The organism is Enterobacter sp. PL_is511, assembly GCF_055816065.1.
The window spans coordinates 90,631-107,176 of sequence record NZ_JBVPGP010000023.1 but is presented as its reverse complement, the minus strand read 5'-3'; the positions used below and the strand labels follow the sequence as shown (position 1 = coordinate 107,176).

The 16,546-nt window shown below is 53.6% G+C and carries 17 protein-coding genes and 2 tRNA genes; 7 read left to right on the top strand and 12 right to left on the bottom strand.

Annotated elements, in window-relative coordinates; translation table 11 throughout:
* Positions 1-43: 43 nt before the first annotated feature.
* Positions 44-120: transfer RNA gene (locus AC0TN7_RS12705), tRNA-Met, on the bottom strand.
* 287 nt (positions 121-407) lie between these two features.
* Here AC0TN7_RS12705 and argG point away from each other — a divergent pair.
* Positions 408-1,754: an argininosuccinate synthase gene (gene argG / locus AC0TN7_RS12700; protein WP_024906366.1), complete on the top strand. Its 1,347-nt coding sequence runs from the start codon at positions 408-410 to the stop codon at positions 1,752-1,754.
* 152 nt (positions 1,755-1,906) lie between these two features.
* Here argG and AC0TN7_RS12695 read toward each other — a convergent pair.
* From AC0TN7_RS12695 to rlmE, 6 genes are all read right to left on the bottom strand, one after another.
* A tRNA-Leu gene (locus tag AC0TN7_RS12695) sits at positions 1,907-1,993 on the bottom strand.
* A gap of 9 nt (positions 1,994-2,002) precedes the next feature.
* A complete protein-coding gene (gene secG / locus AC0TN7_RS12690) occupies positions 2,003-2,335 on the bottom strand; it encodes a preprotein translocase subunit SecG (protein ID WP_023309338.1) in 333 nt (110 codons plus the stop codon).
* A gap of 223 nt (positions 2,336-2,558) precedes the next feature.
* A complete protein-coding gene (gene glmM / locus AC0TN7_RS12685) occupies positions 2,559-3,896 on the bottom strand; it encodes a phosphoglucosamine mutase (protein WP_024906365.1) in 1,338 nt (445 codons plus the stop codon).
* Positions 3,889-4,737 carry a dihydropteroate synthase gene (gene folP, locus AC0TN7_RS12680; RefSeq protein WP_024906364.1) on the bottom strand — a complete coding sequence of 283 codons (849 nt, stop codon included), beginning with the start codon at positions 4,735-4,737 and terminating at the stop codon, positions 3,889-3,891. Before folP ends, glmM begins: the two co-directional genes overlap by 8 nt.
* A 98-nt stretch (positions 4,738-4,835) precedes the next feature.
* Positions 4,836-6,770 carry an ATP-dependent zinc metalloprotease FtsH gene (gene ftsH / locus AC0TN7_RS12675; RefSeq protein WP_010436002.1) on the bottom strand — a complete coding sequence of 645 codons (1,935 nt, stop codon included), beginning with the start codon at positions 6,768-6,770 and terminating at the stop codon, positions 4,836-4,838.
* A gap of 102 nt (positions 6,771-6,872) precedes the next feature.
* Complete coding sequence (rlmE, locus tag AC0TN7_RS12670) at positions 6,873-7,499, bottom strand: 23S rRNA (uridine(2552)-2'-O)-methyltransferase RlmE (protein WP_003861812.1); 627 nt, start codon at positions 7,497-7,499, stop codon at positions 6,873-6,875.
* A gap of 127 nt (positions 7,500-7,626) precedes the next feature.
* On the opposite strand from rlmE, the gene yhbY reads away from it, so the two are divergent.
* Positions 7,627-7,920: a ribosome assembly RNA-binding protein YhbY gene (gene yhbY / locus AC0TN7_RS12665; protein ID WP_003861814.1), complete on the top strand. Its 294-nt coding sequence runs from the start codon at positions 7,627-7,629 to the stop codon at positions 7,918-7,920.
* Between the two features lie 151 nt (positions 7,921-8,071).
* Here the strand turns inward: yhbY and greA are convergent, their stop codons facing one another.
* Complete coding sequence (gene greA / locus AC0TN7_RS12660) at positions 8,072-8,548, bottom strand: transcription elongation factor GreA (RefSeq protein ID WP_014171793.1); 477 nt, start codon at positions 8,546-8,548, stop codon at positions 8,072-8,074.
* Between the two features lie 228 nt (positions 8,549-8,776).
* Between greA and dacB the strand changes: the two genes are divergently transcribed.
* The 3 genes from dacB to pmrB are packed head-to-tail and all read left to right on the top strand — an operon-like array spanning position 8,777 to position 11,915.
* Positions 8,777-10,210: a serine-type D-Ala-D-Ala carboxypeptidase gene (gene dacB, locus AC0TN7_RS12655; protein WP_024906363.1), complete on the top strand. Its 1,434-nt coding sequence runs from the start codon at positions 8,777-8,779 to the stop codon at positions 10,208-10,210.
* Positions 10,211-10,212: 2 nt separating this feature from the next.
* Entirely contained in the window at positions 10,213-10,875 is a 663-nt protein-coding gene (pmrA, locus tag AC0TN7_RS12650) for a two-component system response regulator PmrA (protein ID WP_024906362.1), read from the top strand.
* Positions 10,872-11,915 (top strand): two-component system sensor histidine kinase PmrB, encoded by a 1,044-nt coding sequence (pmrB, locus tag AC0TN7_RS12645; protein ID WP_024906361.1) that lies wholly within the window; start codon positions 10,872-10,874, stop codon positions 11,913-11,915. The genes pmrA and pmrB overlap by 4 nt, the downstream gene beginning before the upstream one ends.
* Before the next feature lie 34 nt (positions 11,916-11,949).
* Here the strand turns inward: pmrB and cgtA are convergent, their stop codons facing one another.
* From cgtA to rplU, 4 genes are all read right to left on the bottom strand, one after another.
* Positions 11,950-13,125, bottom strand: coding sequence for an Obg family GTPase CgtA (gene cgtA / locus AC0TN7_RS12640; protein ID WP_023333597.1), 1,176 nt, complete (start codon positions 13,123-13,125; stop codon positions 11,950-11,952).
* 15 nt (positions 13,126-13,140) lie between these two features.
* Positions 13,141-14,106 (bottom strand): DMT family transporter, encoded by a 966-nt coding sequence (locus AC0TN7_RS12635; protein ID WP_014833443.1) that lies wholly within the window; start codon positions 14,104-14,106, stop codon positions 13,141-13,143.
* A 96-nt stretch (positions 14,107-14,202) separates the two neighbouring features.
* Positions 14,203-14,460, bottom strand: a complete 258-nt coding sequence (gene rpmA, locus AC0TN7_RS12630; RefSeq protein WP_004385076.1) for a 50S ribosomal protein L27 — start codon at positions 14,458-14,460, stop codon at positions 14,203-14,205.
* Positions 14,461-14,479: 19 nt separating this feature from the next.
* Positions 14,480-14,791: a 50S ribosomal protein L21 gene (gene rplU, locus AC0TN7_RS12625; RefSeq protein WP_003025032.1), complete on the bottom strand. Its 312-nt coding sequence runs from the start codon at positions 14,789-14,791 to the stop codon at positions 14,480-14,482.
* Positions 14,792-15,048: 257 nt separating this feature from the next.
* Between rplU and ispB the strand changes: the two genes are divergently transcribed.
* Together ispB and sfsB are read left to right on the top strand one after the other, a co-directional pair.
* On the top strand, positions 15,049-16,020 hold the full coding sequence (ispB, locus tag AC0TN7_RS12620; protein ID WP_208763296.1) for an octaprenyl diphosphate synthase: 972 nt from the start codon (positions 15,049-15,051) through the stop codon (positions 16,018-16,020).
* A 230-nt stretch (positions 16,021-16,250) separates the two neighbouring features.
* A complete protein-coding gene (gene sfsB, locus AC0TN7_RS12615; protein WP_024906359.1) occupies positions 16,251-16,538 on the top strand; it encodes a DNA-binding transcriptional regulator SfsB in 288 nt (95 codons plus the stop codon).
* Positions 16,539-16,546 lie beyond the last annotated feature (8 nt).

Below are 16,546 nucleotides of genomic sequence, written 5' to 3'. Positions count from 1 at the left end.
CTAAGTCTTCACAGTATATTTGAAAAAGAACTTTATGGGAAAGTGGTTGCGGGGGCCGGATTTGAACCGACGACCTTCGGGTTATGAGCCCGACGAGCTACCAGGCTGCTCCACCCCGCGCCTGAAACGTGGCAAATTCTACGCGTTTTGGACAGAATTTGCAAATAATGCTGGGATTTGGTACCGAAGACGGGACGTAAAATCGGCGTTTAGTATATTGATAGTTGACCCCACCTGTCAAGGCGACTTCCGCCAGATCGATCAGACCAAAATTTTTACAAAAAACGCATGACTCTCTTCCGGTCTTCGCCAAAAGATGATTAAATGAATACTCACTTATTTTGCATAAAAATGCACAAGAGAGCGAAAGCGGTCTCTAATCAGTCAATCAAGCAGGGTTTTATTCTATGACGACGATTCTCAAGCATCTTCCGGTAGGACAACGTATTGGCATCGCTTTCTCAGGTGGCCTGGATACCAGCGCTGCACTGCTGTGGATGCGCCAGAAGGGAGCGGTTCCGTATGCCTATACTGCGAACCTGGGTCAGCCGGATGAGGACGACTATGATGCCATTCCTCGTCGCGCTAAAGAGTATGGTGCAGAGAACGCGCGCCTGATTGACTGCCGTAAGCAACTTGTCGCGGAAGGTATCGCGGCTATTCAGTGTGGTGCATTCCATAACACCACCGGCGGTCTGACCTATTTCAACACCACCCCGCTGGGCCGTGCGGTCACCGGCACCATGCTGGTTGCGGCGATGAAAGAAGACGGCGTCAACATCTGGGGTGACGGTAGCACCTATAAAGGTAACGATATCGAACGTTTCTATCGTTATGGCCTGCTGACCAACGCCGAGCTGCAGATTTACAAACCATGGCTGGACACCGACTTCATCGACGAGCTGGGTGGTCGTCATGAGATGTCCGAGTTTATGATCGCCTGCGGTTTCGACTATAAGATGTCAGTCGAGAAAGCCTATTCCACCGACTCCAACATGCTGGGTGCAACGCACGAAGCGAAAGACCTGGAATTCCTGAACTCCAGCGTGAAGATCGTTAACCCGATCATGGGCGTGAAGTTCTGGGACGAGAACGTCAAAATCCAGGCGGAAGAGGTGACCGTACGTTTCGAGCGCGGCCATCCGGTTGCGCTGAACGGTAAAACCTTCTCTGACGATGTTGAGTTGATGCTGGAAGCTAACCGTATTGGCGGTCGTCACGGTCTGGGCATGAGCGATCAGATTGAAAACCGTATCATCGAAGCGAAAAGCCGTGGCATTTATGAAGCCCCGGGAATGGCGCTGCTGCACATCGCTTACGAGCGTCTGCTGACCGGCATTCACAACGAAGACACCATTGAGCAGTATCACTCTCATGGCCGTCAGCTGGGCAAACTGCTGTATCAGGGCCGCTGGTTCGATCCACAGGCGCTGATGCTGCGTGATGCGCTGCAGCGTTGGGTGGCAAGCGCGATCACCGGTGAAGTGACGCTGGAACTGCGTCGCGGTAACGACTACTCCATCCTGAACACCGTGTCTGACAACCTGACCTATAAAGCAGAGCGTCTGACTATGGAGAAAGGTGAATCTGTGTTCTCACCAGACGATCGTATTGGTCAGCTGACCATGCGTAATCTGGACATCACCGATACACGTGAGAAGCTGTTCAACTATGTTGAGAATGGCCTGCTCTCCGCCAGCTCCGGTAACGGCCTACCGCAGGTTGAAAACCTGGAACACAGCGATAAGAAGTAATCGACAGCAAGACATGCAAAAGGCGCCCAACAGGCGCCTTTTTATTTGGTATTTGTAGGGCGGGTAAGCGCAGCGCCACCCGCCATTTTGCCCGCTACCACAATATACAGACGAAAAAAAAGACGTCTTTCGACGTCTTTCTTCTGGAATATTGGTACCGAGGATGGGACTCGAACCCACAAGCCCGTTAGGGCACTACCACCTCAAGGTAGCGTGTCTACCAATTCCACCACCTCGGTACAGAATACTTAGTGCGGGATATCGCTGGTTGGCTTAGCCGGTGCAGCTGGCTGAGTCTGCTCAGTTTTCGCTGGCGCGCTCAGGTTTTCCCACTCGCTTCCTTTGCTGGTCTTATTGCTGTTGATATTGCCAAGCACCAGACTGATGATGAAGAACAGCGTAGCCAGAATCGCCGTTGTGCGGGTCATGAAGTTCGCAGAACCACTTGAACCGAACAGCGTACCGGAAGCGCCTGCTCCGAAGGAGGCTCCCATATCAGCGCCTTTACCTTGCTGCAGCATAATCAGCGCTACGAGAGCGATGGCTACAATAAGGAAAACAACTAAAAGAGCTTCGTACATAATCAACCTGTTCCTTGCGGATTTGCCGCATACCAATGCTTCGACCAATTAGCAGGATTTTTGTTTCCCACTGAAGCGGGTGTGAATACTAACCAAAGCGAATCACCTTCGCAAGGGCATTTTCGACGCATTGTATCAACTGCGGAAAAAAACAGCAAAAAGCCATGAATTGCTTAAAACAAAGGCGGCAAACGCCGCCTTTTTAAACATTTAGCGTGCAAGATTATGCAGCTTTTACGGCATCCGCAATACGGTGCGCAAATTCGGTGACCTGCGCTTCGTCTTCACCTTCCACCATCACGCGGATCAGCGGTTCGGTACCGGACTTACGCAGCAGCACGCGTCCACGGCTGCCCAGAGCCGCTTCAACATCAGCCATCACCGCTTTGACGTTCTCATTTTCCAGCGGATCGCCTTTGCCAGCAGTAAAGCGCACGTTCACCAGGATCTGTGGGAACATTTTCATCCCGCTGCACAGATCGTGCAGGCTCATATGGTTGCGCGCCATCGCGGCAACCACCTGCAGCGCGGCCACGATACCGTCACCGGTGGTAGTTTTGTCGAGCAGGATGACGTGACCCGAGTTTTCTGCACCGATGCGCCAGCCCTTCTCCTGCAGTTTTTCCAGCACGTAGCGGTCACCCACTTTCGCGCGCACGAACGGAATACCGAGCTGTTTCAGCGCCAGTTCCAGGCCCATGTTACTCATCAGCGTACCTACCGCACCGCCGCGCAGCTGGCCCTGACGCAGACCTTCACGTGCAATGATGTAGAGGATCTGATCGCCGTCGACCTTGTTACCTTCGTGGTCGACCATGATCACGCGGTCGCCGTCGCCGTCCAGCGCAATACCCAGATCGGCTTTCTCCGCCAGAACACGCGCCTGCAGAGCACGAACGTCAGTTGCACCCACCTGCTCGTTAATGTTCAGACCATCCGGCTCGCAACCAATGGCGATCACTTTCGCACCCAGTTCGCGGAAAACATTTGGGGCGATGTGGTAGGTCGCCCCGTTCGCACAGTCCACCACAATTTTCAGATGAGCCAGGCTCAGCTCATTCGGGAAGGTACCTTTACAGAATTCGATGTAACGCCCCGCCGCATCGACGATACGGTTCGCTTTACCCAGCTCTGCGGAATCAACACAGGTGATCTCTTTTTCCATTTCGGCTTCAATCGCCTCTTCCACGTCATCCGGCAGCTTGGTGCCGTCAATGGAGAAGAATTTAATGCCGTTGTCATAGAACGGGTTGTGAGAAGCCGAAATGACAATCCCCGCTTCCGCACGGAAGGTGCGCGTCAGATACGCAACTGCAGGCGTTGGCATTGGGCCCGTAAAGGAGGCGGACAGTCCGGCAGCCGCCAGACCCGCTTCAAGCGCGGACTCCAGCATATAGCCCGAAATACGGGTGTCTTTACCGATGATAATTTTACGTGAGCCATGACGCGCCAGTACCTTGCCAGCAGCCCAGCCGAGCTTCAGGACAAAATCAGGGGTGATGGGAGCATCGCCTACACGCCCACGGATACCGTCGGTACCAAAATATTTACGATTACTCATAGCGTTTGTTTTCCTTCGCTGCCAGTGTGGCTTCCACCACACGCATGGCTTCTACTGTTTCTTTGACGTCATGGACACGAATAATGTGCGCACCCTGCATCGCCGCAATCACTGCGCAGGCCAGGCTGCCGCTCAGGCGTTCGCTCGGCCCCACGTTCAACAACTGCCCAATCATCGACTTTCTCGACATCCCCACCAGTAACGGCAGGCCAAAATGATGGAATTCCGACAGGCGCGCAAGCAACGCATAATTGTGTGAGAGATTTTTACCGAAACCGAACCCCGGGTCGAGCAGCAATTTCTCTTTTGGGATACCTGCACGTTCACAGCGTGCAATATGCTCAATAAAGAAGCGATTCACGTCGGCAAAGACATCGTCATACTTCGGTGCTTCCTGCATGGTTTTCGGTTGGCCCTGCATGTGCATCAGGCATACCGGTAACCCCGTCTCTGCCGCGGCTTCAAGTGCGCCAGGCTCGGTGAGTGAGCGAATATCATTAATAATGTGAGCGCCCACTCTCGCCACTTCACGAATCACTTCGGGTTTAGAGGTATCAACGGAGATCCACACTTCAAACCGCTGTGCAATCGCTTCAACCACCGGCACGACGCGCGCCAGCTCTTCTTCCACAGACACGTCCGCCGCACCAGGACGCGTCGATTCGCCGCCAACGTCAATGATGGTAGCACCCGCATTAATCATTAAATTCGCGTGCTTAACCGCCTCGATAAGCGTGTTATGCGTGCCGCCGTCAGAGAAGGAGTCAGGGGTAACATTCAGGATCCCCATCACATGGGGATGTGAAAGATCGAGATGCGAGTCCTGAGCGAATAATTTCATGGCGAAATCCCTGATATCTATATGGTTAAACAGAAATGAAAAACCCCGGAGCAAGCTCCAGGGTTTGAGGTACAGACAAACGCGTCAACAGCAGTAACTTACTTATCGCCCAACTGTTCTGACATGGTGTTGCCCGGGTTTGGCGTACGCGGTTCATCAACCGGACGCGGCGCACGCGGGGTGCCATTGTTGTCAGAATTATTGGAAGCGCCTGGGTCTTCCCAGCCTGCTGGCGGACGTACTTCACGGCGCGCCATCAGGTCGTCAATCTGCGGTGCATCGATGGTCTCATACTTCATGAGCGCATCTTTCATCGAATGCAGGATGTCCATATTGTCGTTCAGGATCTGGCGAGCACGTGCATAGTTACGCTCTACCAGAGATTTTACTTCCTGGTCGATGATACGTGCCGTCTCATCGGACATATGTTTCGCTTTCGCCACAGAACGGCCCAGGAAGACTTCACCCTCTTCCTCTGCATACAGCAGCGGACCGAGTTTGTCGGAGAAGCCCCACTGCGTCACCATGTTACGCGCCAGGTTGGTCGCGACTTTGATGTCGTTGGACGCACCAGTAGAAACATGTTCCACACCGTAGATAATCTCTTCTGCCAGGCGACCACCGTAGAGGGTAGAAATCTGACTTTCCAGTTTCTGACGGCTGGCGCTGATCGCGTCGCCTTCAGGCAGGAAGAAGGTCACACCCAGCGCACGACCGCGCGGAATAATCGTCACTTTATGCACCGGATCGTGTTCCGGCACGAGGCGACCGATAATCGCGTGACCCGCTTCGTGGTATGCCGTGGACTCTTTCTGCGCCTCCGTCATCACCATGGAGCGACGTTCCGCACCCATCATGATTTTGTCTTTCGCTTTCTCGAACTCCACCATGGACACCACGCGCTTGTTACCGCGAGCGGCAAACAGAGCTGCTTCGTTGACCAGGTTAGCCAGGTCCGCACCGGAGAAGCCAGGGGTACCGCGCGCAATGATTGCCGCGTCGATATCTGGTGCCAGCGGTACGCGACGCATGTGAACTTTCAGAATCTGTTCACGACCGCGAACGTCCGGCAGACCCACAACAACCTGACGGTCGAAACGGCCTGGACGCAGCAGCGCAGGGTCAAGTACGTCCGGACGGTTAGTCGCCGCGATAACGATAATGCCTTCGTTACCTTCGAAGCCGTCCATCTCAACCAGCATCTGGTTCAGCGTCTGTTCACGTTCATCATGACCACCGCCCAGACCTGCGCCACGCTGGCGGCCTACGGCGTCGATTTCATCGATGAAGATAATGCACGGTGCTGCCTTCTTGGCCTGCTCGAACATGTCACGCACACGAGATGCACCGACACCCACGAACATTTCAACGAAGTCAGAACCTGAAATAGTAAAGAACGGCACCTTCGCTTCGCCCGCAATGGCTTTCGCCAGCAGGGTTTTACCGGTACCCGGAGGGCCAACCATCAGCACGCCTTTCGGGATCTTACCGCCCAGCTTCTGGAAACGGCTCGGTTCACGCAGGTATTCAACCAGTTCGCCGACCTCTTCTTTCGCTTCGTCACACCCGGCAACGTCTGCAAAAGTGGTCTTGATCTGATCTTCCGTTAACATACGCGCCTTGCTCTTACCGAACGACATGGCACCTTTGCCACCGCCGCCCTGCATCTGGCGCATAAAGAAGATCCAGACGCCGATAAGAAGCAGCATCGGGAACCAGGAAATGAAGATAGAAGCCAGCAGGCTTGGTTCTTCTGGCGGCTCGCCAACTACCTTGACGTTTTTGGTCAGAAGGTTATCAAGCAGCTTAGGATCGTTCACCGGGATGTAAGTCGTGTAACGGTTACTATCTTTCTTGGTAACGTTGATCTCACGTCCGTTGATACGCGCTTCGCGAACCTGGTCCTGATTGACCTCCTGCAGGAAGGTAGAATAATCCACCTTGCGGCCATTCGACTCGCTGGGCCCAAAGCTCTGGAATACTGACATCAGCACAACGGCAATGACCAGCCAGAGTATTAGGTTTTTCGCCATGTCACTCAAGGGATTAACCTCATATTACAACTGTGTTAAAAACAGCGTCAGGATACTCTATATCCAGTTTCATTCAAACTTTCGTCTGAAATCTCCCGGTTATCATTTTCGCCCGGTCGCTACAATATACACTTCACGGGAACGGGCCCGGGAAGAGTCCGGCTTACGAACTTTGACCTTCGCAAACAGGGAGCGAATTTCCTTAAGATACTCCTCGAAACCTTCGCCCTGAAACACCTTCACAACAAAACTACCACCAGGCGCTAGTACATCACGACACATTTCTAACGCTAGCTCCACCAGATACATGGCGCGGGGGATATCCACCGCCGGTGTTCCGCACATATTTGGTGCCATATCTGACATGACAACCTGGACCTTACTGTCACCTACACGATCAAGTAACGCTTTCAGCACTAATTCATCACGAAAGTCGCCCTGAAGGAAGTCGACACCGACGATGGGATCCATTGGTAAAAGATCGCACGCGATGATTCGGCCCGTTCCGCCGATCTGCGTGACCGCATACTGGGACCATCCGCCAGGTGCCGCGCCGAGGTCAACAACCGTCATCCCCGGCTTAAAAAGTTTGTCACTTTGCTGTATTTCATCAAGTTTAAACCAGGCACGGGAACGCAACCCCTTTTTCTGTGCCTGTTGAACATATTTATCGCTAAAGTGTTCCTGGAGCCAGCGGCTGGAGCTGGCAGAACGCTTTTTACCTGTCATTTAACATTTCCGTCCTGGTTCATCGTTGCTTGCCTGTGACGTAAATTTCTACGCAGCTATTTGGCGATATAAGGGAGATGGCGGTAGAATGAACCGTTTTCAATCCCAACGTAAGCAAAAATATACGATGAATCTGAGTACTAAACAAAAACAGCACCTTAAAGGTCTGGCACATCCGCTCAAGCCTGTAGTGATGCTTGGCAACAATGGTTTGACCGAAGGGGTGCTTGCCGAGATTGAACAAGCGCTGGAACACCACGAGCTGATCAAGGTGAAAATCGCCTCTGAAGACAGAGACACTAAAAACCTGATCGTGGAAGCCATCGTGCGCGAAACCGGCGCCTGTAATGTACAGGTCATCGGTAAAACGCTGGTGCTCTACCGCCCGTCTAAAGAGCGTAAAATCTCGCTGCCACGTTAAGGATATCCTGAATCAAACACATTTTCTGTGTGAAACGAGGGATTTCTGTCAGCAGGCGAGCAAAATGCCATGCTCCTTGAGTTGATAAAAGGCCGCTACGCGGCCTTTTTCTTTTCTTTACAATGTATCAACATCTTAGTAGAGAAGCGAATTACAGGTATTCAACCTTAATAATTTCGTATTCTACTTCACCGCCAGGGGTGCGGATGGTGACAACATCGTCCTGCTCTTTGCCAATCAGGCCGCGAGCAATCGGAGAGTTCACTGAAATCAGGTTCTGTTTGAAGTCGGCTTCATCATCACCCACGATGCGATAGGTCTGCTCTTCGTCGTTGTCCAGGTTCAGCACGGTCACCGTAGAACCAAAGATCACACGCCCGTTGTTAGGCATTTTGGTGATGTCGATAACCTGTGCATTGGACAGTTTTGCTTCGATATCTTTAATACGCCCTTCACAGAAGCCCTGCTGCTCACGCGCGGCGTGGTATTCAGCATTCTCTTTCAGGTCGCCATGCTCGCGCGCATCCGCGATAGCGGCGATGATTTCAGGACGACGCACGGATTTCAGGAAATCCAGCTCTTCGCGCAGTTTTTCGGCACCACGTAAGGTCATCGGAATAGCTTGCATTTGTTATACCTCTTAAACATTCCTGTTGGGAGCAGTGTTCCCTGCTCCTGCCCCCCTAAGCGGGCAAGAAGCAAAAAGAAAACCGACCCGGGTGCAATGCCCCAGGTCAGCAGCAATTTTTCAATTTGATATGCATTTTACCGCGAAGTTCACTATGGGTCATCGTTTACTTTGCAGTGCCATGCACCGTAGTATGACGGTTTGTTTTCGGGTTGTTAGCGCGAGATTATGCGATTTTCCAGATTTATCATCGGATTGACTACCAGTATAACGTTCACCGCCCAGGCCGCGAATGTTGATGAGTACATTAATCAGCTCCCCGCAGGCGCGAACCTTGCCCTGATGGTGCAGAAGGTTGGCGCACAGGCTCCCGAGATTGACTTTCACAGTCAACAGATGGCGCTGCCTGCCAGTACCCAAAAGGTGATCACTGCCCTCGCCGCCCTGCTCCAGCTCGGGCCTGACTTCCGTTTTACGACCACTCTTGAAACCAAAGGTAACGTCGAGGGTAACGAACTGAAAGGCGATCTTATCGCCCGTTTTGGCGGCGATCCGACCTTTAAGCGCCAGGATATCCGCAATATGGTTGCGGTGCTGAAAAAATCTGGCGTACAGAAAATTGATGGTAATGTGCTGATCGACACGTCCATCTTTGCCAGTCACGATAAAGCCCCAGGCTGGCCGTGGAACGACATGACCCAGTGCTTTAGCGCCCCGCCCGCCGCCGCGATTGTCGACCGTAACTGCTTCTCGGTTTCGCTTTACAGCGCGCCAAAGCCAGATGATTTAGCGTTTATCCGCATAGCGTCCTACTACCCGGTCACGATGTTTAGCCAGGTCCGCACGCTGGCGAAAGGCTCCCCGGATGCGCAATATTGTGAGCTGGACGTCGTGCCAGGCGATCTTAACCGCTTCACGCTGACCGGTTGCCTGACCCAGCGCGCCGATCCGCTGCCGCTGGCCTTTGCGATACAGGATGGCGCAAGCTATGCAGGCGCCATTCTGAAAGATGAACTGAAACAAGCGGGAATAACCTACTCGGGCACGCTGCTTCGTCAGACGCAGGTCAACCAGCCCGGTACGGTCATCGCCAGCAAACAGTCTCCACCGCTGCACGATTTATTGCGAATCATGCTGAAAAAGTCGGACAACATGATTGCCGACACGGTGTTCCGCATGATTGGTCACGCCCGTTTCGGCGTGCCGGGAACCTGGCGCGCGGGTTCAGACGCGGTTCGGCAGATCCTGCGCCAGCAGGCGGGGATCGATCTGGGTAATACCATCGCCGTCGATGGCTCCGGACTATCACGCCATAATTTGATCTCTCCGGCCACGATGATGCAGGTGCTTCAGTACATTGCACAGCATGACACTGAGCTAAACTTTATTTCAATGCTGCCGCTGGCCGGGCATGACGGTTCACTGCAGTACCGCGCCGGGCTTCACGCTGCCGGTGTGGATGGCAAAGTATCCGCTAAAACAGGCTCACTGCAGGGGGTTTACAACCTTGCAGGCTTCATCACTACCGCCAGCGGACAACGCATGGCATTCGTGCAGTATCTTTCCGGCTATGCCGTCGAACCGACCGACCAGCGCAATCGTCGTATTCCGCTTGTTCGCTTCGAAAGCAGGCTTTATAAGGACATCTACCAGAATAACTAGCGATGAAACTACTTATAGTTGAAGACGATCTGTTATTGCAGGAAGGGCTGGCGCTGGGGCTGGCCAATGAAGGGTATGCCCTCGACTGTGCCGGCACCGCAGCGGAGGCGGACGCCCTGATTCAGAGCGGCGAATACAGTCTGGTGATCCTCGATTTGGGCTTGCCTGATAAAGACGGCGCCACGCTGCTCAGCCAGTGGCGACGCCGCGGTATCGCCAACCCGGTGTTGATCCTGACGGCACGCGATGCCATTGAAGACCGTATCACCGGCCTTGATGCAGGCGCAGATGATTACCTGGTGAAGCCTTTTGCGCTTGCGGAGCTGCAGGCTCGGGTGCGAGCGTTGATTCGCCGCTATCAGGGACATAGTGATAACTTACTGACCGACGGCGATATTACGCTGAATCTGCAAACCCAGCAGGTACTGCGCCAGGATCAGGCGGTCGAGGTAACACCAAAAGAGTTCGCCTTGCTTACGCGTCTGATCATGCGCAGCGGGCAAACGGTGCACAGAGAAACGCTCCAGCAGGATATCTACTCCTGGCAGGACGATCCGGGGTCAAATACCCTTGAAGTCCACATTCACAACCTGCGTCGTAAGCTCGGCAAGGACAGAATCAAAACCGTCCGTGGCGTTGGCTATCGCCTGGAGAGCCAGAAATGAACAGCATGCGTCGGCGTTTGATGGTGCTGCTGGCGGTCATTCTGTTATTTTTCCAGCTGATAAGCGTCATCTGGCTGTGGCATGAAAGCCGTGAGCAGATTAGTTTCCTGGTCAGTGAAACGCTGTCAGCAAAAGCGCGTAATAACCATGTCGAGAAAGAGATCCGCGAGGCGATTGCCTCGCTGCTGGTCCCTTCTCTGGTGATGGTCGGTTTTACCCTGCTCTTCTCCTTCTGGGCGGTCACCTGGATCACCCGGCCCCTGAATAAACTGCGTGTCAGCCTGGCTAACCGTTCGGCGGATAACTTAACCCCGCTTCCTATGTATTCCGATATGGAAGAGATCGGCGCGGTGACGACCTCCCTGAACCAGCTCCTCGCCCGGCTGGACAATACCATTCAACAGGAGCGTCTCTTCACTGCAGACGCCGCGCACGAGCTTCGAACGCCTCTTGCCGGTATCCGGCTCCATCTGGAGCTGATGTCGCAGTCTGGTGCGCCACAGGCGGCAACGCTGATTAGCCGTATCGATCAGCTCATGCATACCGTCGAACAGCTGCTGATGCTGGCCCGGGCCGGACAGGCAATGGCGAGCGGCCACTACGAAACCGTAAGCTGGACGGAAAATATCATTGAACCTCTCGGCCTGGGTCATGAAGCCAAAGAGCATACGGTAATTTGGCCCGCTAAAAGCGCGCTCACGGTTCAGGGAGACGCCGTGCTCCTGCGCCTGATGCTGCGCAACCTGCTGGAAAATGCAGGACGCTACAGCCCGGCAGGGACAACGATTACAGTGACGTTAACCGAGGTCGACGGGGGGACGCAGATCAGCGTTATCGATCAGGGCCCAGGGATTGATGAAGCGCACCGGCAGTCCATTACCGAGCCATTCCGCCGTCTTGACCAGCGCTACGGCGGCAGCGGTCTGGGGCTGAGCATCGTGCAGCGCATCGTCCAGCTTCACCACGGCAGGCTCACGCTTGAGAATGGCGCTGAAGGCGGTTTAATCGCCAGCTGCTGGCTGCCTGCGACGCTGGAATAAAAAAAGCCCCCATAATGGGGGCTTTGGACAGATATTAGTGCTTGTAGATGAACTCGACGCCTTCTTCGTCGTCTTCATCCCAGTCATCGTCCCAGTCTTCATCGTCTTCTTCCGCTTCCAGCTCTTCGAGCTGCTGGCGGTGGTAGTCATCCCACATGAATTCGACTTTTTCAGGCTGTTTGGCTTCTTCCGCCTGAACGATTGGGTTCTCAATGATGAAGGTCATCACATCCCAGCACAGATCTTTCACGCCAACCTGGCTTGCCGCAGAGATCAGGTAGTATTTATCTTCCCAACCCATCGCTTCAGCAATGGCTTTTGCTTTTGCTTCCGCTTCGGCTTTGTCCATCAGGTCGATCTTGTTGAAGACCAGCCAGCGTGGTTTATTCGCCAGTTTTTCGCTGTATTTTTCCAGCTCACCGATGATGATGCGGGCGTTTTCAACCGGATCGGAACCATCGATAGGATCGATATCAATGAGGTGCAGCAGTACGCGGCAACGCTCAAGGTGTTTCAGGAAGCGAATACCCAGACCCGCGCCTTCCGCAGCGCCTTCAATCAGACCCGGAATATCGGCAACCACAAAGCTCTTCTCGTTATCCATGCGGACAACGCCCAGGCTTGGTACCAGCGTGGTAAACGGATAGTCCGCCACTTTCGGTTTCGCCGCAGAGACGGCACGAATGAACGTTGATTTACCGGCGTTTGGCATACCCAGCATGCCCACGTCAGCCAGAAGCATCAGCTCCAGCTGCAGGTCGCGCTTATCGCCCGGGGTACCCATCGTTTTCTGACGCGGCGTACGGTTAACGGAAGATTTGAAACGGCTGTTACCCAGACCGTGCCAGCCGCCTTTCGCTACCATCAGGCGCTGACCGTGTTTGGTCATGTCACCCATGGTTTCACCGGTTCCCTGGTCAATCACACGCGTACCGACCGGAACCTTAATGGTGACGTCTTTACCGCGTTTCCCGGTACAGTCACGGCTCTGGCCGTTCTGGCCACGTTCAGCGCGGAAGGATTTTTCGAAACGGTAGTCGATCAGCGTGTTGAGGTTCTCATCCGCCTCCAGCCACACGTCACCACCATCCCCACCGTCGCCGCCATCAGGACCGCCACGAGGGATATACTTTTCACGGCGGAAGCTCACGCAACCGTTGCCTCCATCACCAGCCACGACCAGGATCGTCGCTTCATCAACAAACTTCATTTTACTCTCCGTAACTCATTCGCCTGAGCGGGGGACTACTACAACCGCTTCATTTTTGCGCCAACGTCCCCAAAGACGATGACCAATGGCGGAATACATCGCGCCCGCAACCACGACAAACGCACCGAGATAACCCAACAGGTTGAGCATCGGTCTGACGAAGACATCGGGCCAGGCCATTGATAACAAATCTGAAAATAACAGCGTAAACAGCGGGGTAAGCGTGATCAACGCGCTCACCTGTGCTGCCTGCCAGCGCGCCATCGCTTCGGCCAGCGCGCCATAACCGACCAGCGTGTTCAGCCCACAAAAAATGAGGCACGCCAGTTGCCAGTCGCTAAGCTGAGTAATCACACCCGGCTTCGCTAATGGCAGCAATGCTATTGTACACAAAGTGTACAGCAAAAAGAGGATCTGCTGTGAGGCAAGTCGACGCAATAACACCTTTTGCGCGACGCCATAGCTCACCCAGACCGTTGCTGCCCCCACACCGAAAATGACACCCCATGTGTAATCCGTCAGGCGGGTAAAAATCTCGATCAGACTGGTGTTGAAGAACATCACCAGACCGCACAGCAGCATGCTCGCCCCGATAATCTGCGTACCGCGCATCTTCTCCTTGAGGATAAAGACGCTGGCGACCATCATGCCCACCGGTGAAAGCTGACCAATCACCTGCGACGCCGTGGGGCTGAGATATTGCAGGGAAGAGCTGAACAGGATGAAGTTACCGAACAGACCGCCCGTCGCGATAGCCAGCAGCACCAGCCAGCGCGGTTTACGGAAGAGCCGCAAGGGTGGAAGCTTACCTTTGACGGCCAGAATCGCCCCGAGGCCGATGCTGGCCATCAGAAAGCGATAAAAGACCACCGTAGGCGGCTCCATCACTTCCAGCACCTGCTTCATTGCAATTGGCAACGCACCCCAGCACATTGCGGTGGTGAGCGCCAAAAGAATTCCTATGCCGGCCTGCTGCTTCATGCCCGTTTTCCCTACAGAAAAAATTACCGGGTTTCCAATGTAAAAAGCCCCGCAACAGGGTGCGGGGCTTTAATCCGTTACCGGACCGAGAAAACCTTACTCAGCAACGATGCTGATGTATTTACGGTTGTTCGGGCCTTTAACTTCAAATTTCACTTTACCGTCTGCTTTAGCAAACAGAGTGTGGTCACGACCGCAACCTACGTTGTTGCCAGCGTGGAATTTGGTACCACGTTGACGAACGATGATGCTACCCGCCAGAACGGATTCGCCACCGAAACGCTTAACGCCCAGGCGTTTAGCTTCTGAATCGCGACCGTTACGTGTGGAGCCGCCAGCCTTTTTATGTGCCATTTAAATCTCTCCTCAGGTCTTAGGCGCTGATGCCAGTAATTTTCACATCAGTGAACCACTGACGGTGGCCCTGCTGCTTACGGTAGTGCTTACGACGACGAAACTTAACGATTTTAACTTTCTCGCCACGACCGTGTGCAACAACTTCAGCTTTGATAACGCCGCCATCAACGAAAGGAACGCCGATTTTGACTTCTTCACCGTTTGCGATCATCAGAACTTCTGCGAACTCAACAGATTCGCCAGTTGCGATGTCCAGCTTTTCCAGGCGAACGGTCTGACCTTCGCTTACTCGGTGTTGTTTACCACCACTTTGGAAAACCGCGTACATATAAACTCCGCTTCCGCGCACATCCTCGTATGATTCAGAGTGCGCTATAAATATTCACAATAGGGCGCGAATATTACGCAAAACGCGAGCCTTTGACAAGTGCTACCGTCAATACATGAAGAAAAAAAACACAACACGTACGGTAACGTTTATCTGAGCCGTTTTTTCAGTACAATCAGCACTACTATTGATAAACCGAAACCCTTCGTTACCCCATTGAAGATGGGATCAACAGGATAAAAAGCCCGGCTTTTGCGATGAATTTAGAAAAAATCAACGAGTTAACCGCGCAAGATATGGCGGGTGTGAATGCAGCAATCCTGGAGCAACTCAACTCTGACGTCCAGCTGATCAATCAGTTGGGCTATTACATTGTCAGCGGCGGTGGTAAACGCATTCGTCCGATGATCGCCATTCTGGCTGCCAGAGCCGTTGGTTATCAGGGAAATGCCCACATCACTATCGCAGCGCTCATCGAATTTATCCACACGGCGACGCTTCTGCACGACGATGTGGTGGATGAATCGGATATGCGTCGTGGCAAAGCCACGGCTAACGCCGCGTTCGGGAACGCAGCCAGCGTACTGGTGGGGGACTTTATCTACACCCGCGCCTTCCAGATGATGACCAGTCTGGGCTCCCTGAAAGTGCTGGAAGTGATGTCCGAAGCCGTAAACGTCATTGCTGAAGGCGAAGTGCTGCAGCTGATGAACGTCAACGACCCGGACATCACCGAAGAAAACTACATGCGCGTGATCTACAGCAAAACCGCGCGCCTGTTTGAAGCGGCGGCCCAGTGTTCCGGCATTCTGGCTGGCTGTACCGAAGCACAGGAAAAAGGCCTGCAGGACTATGGTCGCTATCTGGGTACGGCATTCCAGCTGATTGATGATTTGCTGGACTACAGTGCGGACGGCGAGACGCTCGGCAAAAACGTGGGAGATGACCTGAACGAAGGCAAACCGACCCTGCCGCTGCTTCATGCCATGCGTAACGGAACAGCCGAACAGGCGAAAATGATCCGTGAAGCGATTGAGCAGGGAAATGGCCGCCATCTTCTGGAACCTGTGCTGGAAACCATGGCTATCTGCGGATCGCTGGAATGGACGCGGCAGCGTGCGGAAGAAGAAGCCGACAAAGCCATCGAAGCTCTCCAGGTCATTCCCGACAGCCTTTGGCGCGAGGCATTGATAGGTCTTGCCCACATCGCCGTTCAGCGCGACCGTTAACCCTCCTTGTTTCTCCCCGCGACCATGGCGGGGGGATTCCAGAAAAATCCTGTAAATTACGTATTCCTGTAAATCCATCGGTTTAGAGACCGCATGAATAAAGCCATGTCTTATTCTGAATATCCCTTCAAGTAACGCGAACTTTTTAGAACAAAAGCTTGAAATGGGTATATTAACCCCGTCGTTTCAGAAGAAACGGCGTAGGTGAATCCGAACTTAAGGACGGTGTTATGGATACGAAATTTATCGACTGGCACACGGCTGATATTATTGCCGCACTGCGCAAAAGAGGCACTTCACTGGCAGCAGAGTCCCGCCGCCATGGACTGAGTTCTTCAACTCTGGCAAACGCCCTCACCCGCCCCTGGCCCAAGGGAGAATTAATCATCGCGACGGCGCTGGATACGCATCCGTGGGTGATTTGGCCTTCGCGCTACCACGATCCCATCACCCATGAATTTATCGACAGAACGCGCATGATTCGCCAAAGAAAGGCAAAAAGAGAACCGCAGAAGTAATGCGTTTT

Bases quoted from the DNA above. Each gene is read 5' to 3' on its own strand.
- argG (WP_024906366.1), top strand. From the start codon at position 408: ATGACGACGATTCTCAAGCATCTTCCGGTAGGACAACGTATTGGCATC.
- secG (WP_023309338.1), bottom strand. From the start codon at position 2,335: ATGTACGAAGCTCTTTTAGTTGTTTTCCTTATTGTAGCCATCGCTCTC.
- glmM (WP_024906365.1), bottom strand. From the start codon at position 3,896: ATGAGTAATCGTAAATATTTTGGTACCGACGGTATCCGTGGGCGTGTA.
- folP (WP_024906364.1), bottom strand. From the start codon at position 4,737: ATGAAATTATTCGCTCAGGACTCGCATCTCGATCTTTCACATCCCCAT.
- ftsH (WP_010436002.1), bottom strand. From the start codon at position 6,770: ATGGCGAAAAACCTAATACTCTGGCTGGTCATTGCCGTTGTGCTGATG.
- rlmE (WP_003861812.1), bottom strand. From the start codon at position 7,499: ATGACAGGTAAAAAGCGTTCTGCCAGCTCCAGCCGCTGGCTCCAGGAA.
- yhbY (WP_003861814.1), top strand. From the start codon at position 7,627: ATGAATCTGAGTACTAAACAAAAACAGCACCTTAAAGGTCTGGCACAT.
- greA (WP_014171793.1), bottom strand. From the start codon at position 8,548: ATGCAAGCTATTCCGATGACCTTACGTGGTGCCGAAAAACTGCGCGAA.
- dacB (WP_024906363.1), top strand. From the start codon at position 8,777: ATGCGATTTTCCAGATTTATCATCGGATTGACTACCAGTATAACGTTC.
- pmrA (WP_024906362.1), top strand. From the start codon at position 10,213: ATGAAACTACTTATAGTTGAAGACGATCTGTTATTGCAGGAAGGGCTG.
- pmrB (WP_024906361.1), top strand. From the start codon at position 10,872: ATGAACAGCATGCGTCGGCGTTTGATGGTGCTGCTGGCGGTCATTCTG.
- cgtA (WP_023333597.1), bottom strand. From the start codon at position 13,125: ATGAAGTTTGTTGATGAAGCGACGATCCTGGTCGTGGCTGGTGATGGA.
- AC0TN7_RS12635 (WP_014833443.1), bottom strand. From the start codon at position 14,106: ATGAAGCAGCAGGCCGGCATAGGAATTCTTTTGGCGCTCACCACCGCA.
- rpmA (WP_004385076.1), bottom strand. From the start codon at position 14,460: ATGGCACATAAAAAGGCTGGCGGCTCCACACGTAACGGTCGCGATTCA.
- rplU (WP_003025032.1), bottom strand. From the start codon at position 14,791: ATGTACGCGGTTTTCCAAAGTGGTGGTAAACAACACCGAGTAAGCGAA.
- ispB (WP_208763296.1), top strand. From the start codon at position 15,049: ATGAATTTAGAAAAAATCAACGAGTTAACCGCGCAAGATATGGCGGGT.
- sfsB (WP_024906359.1), top strand. From the start codon at position 16,251: ATGGATACGAAATTTATCGACTGGCACACGGCTGATATTATTGCCGCA.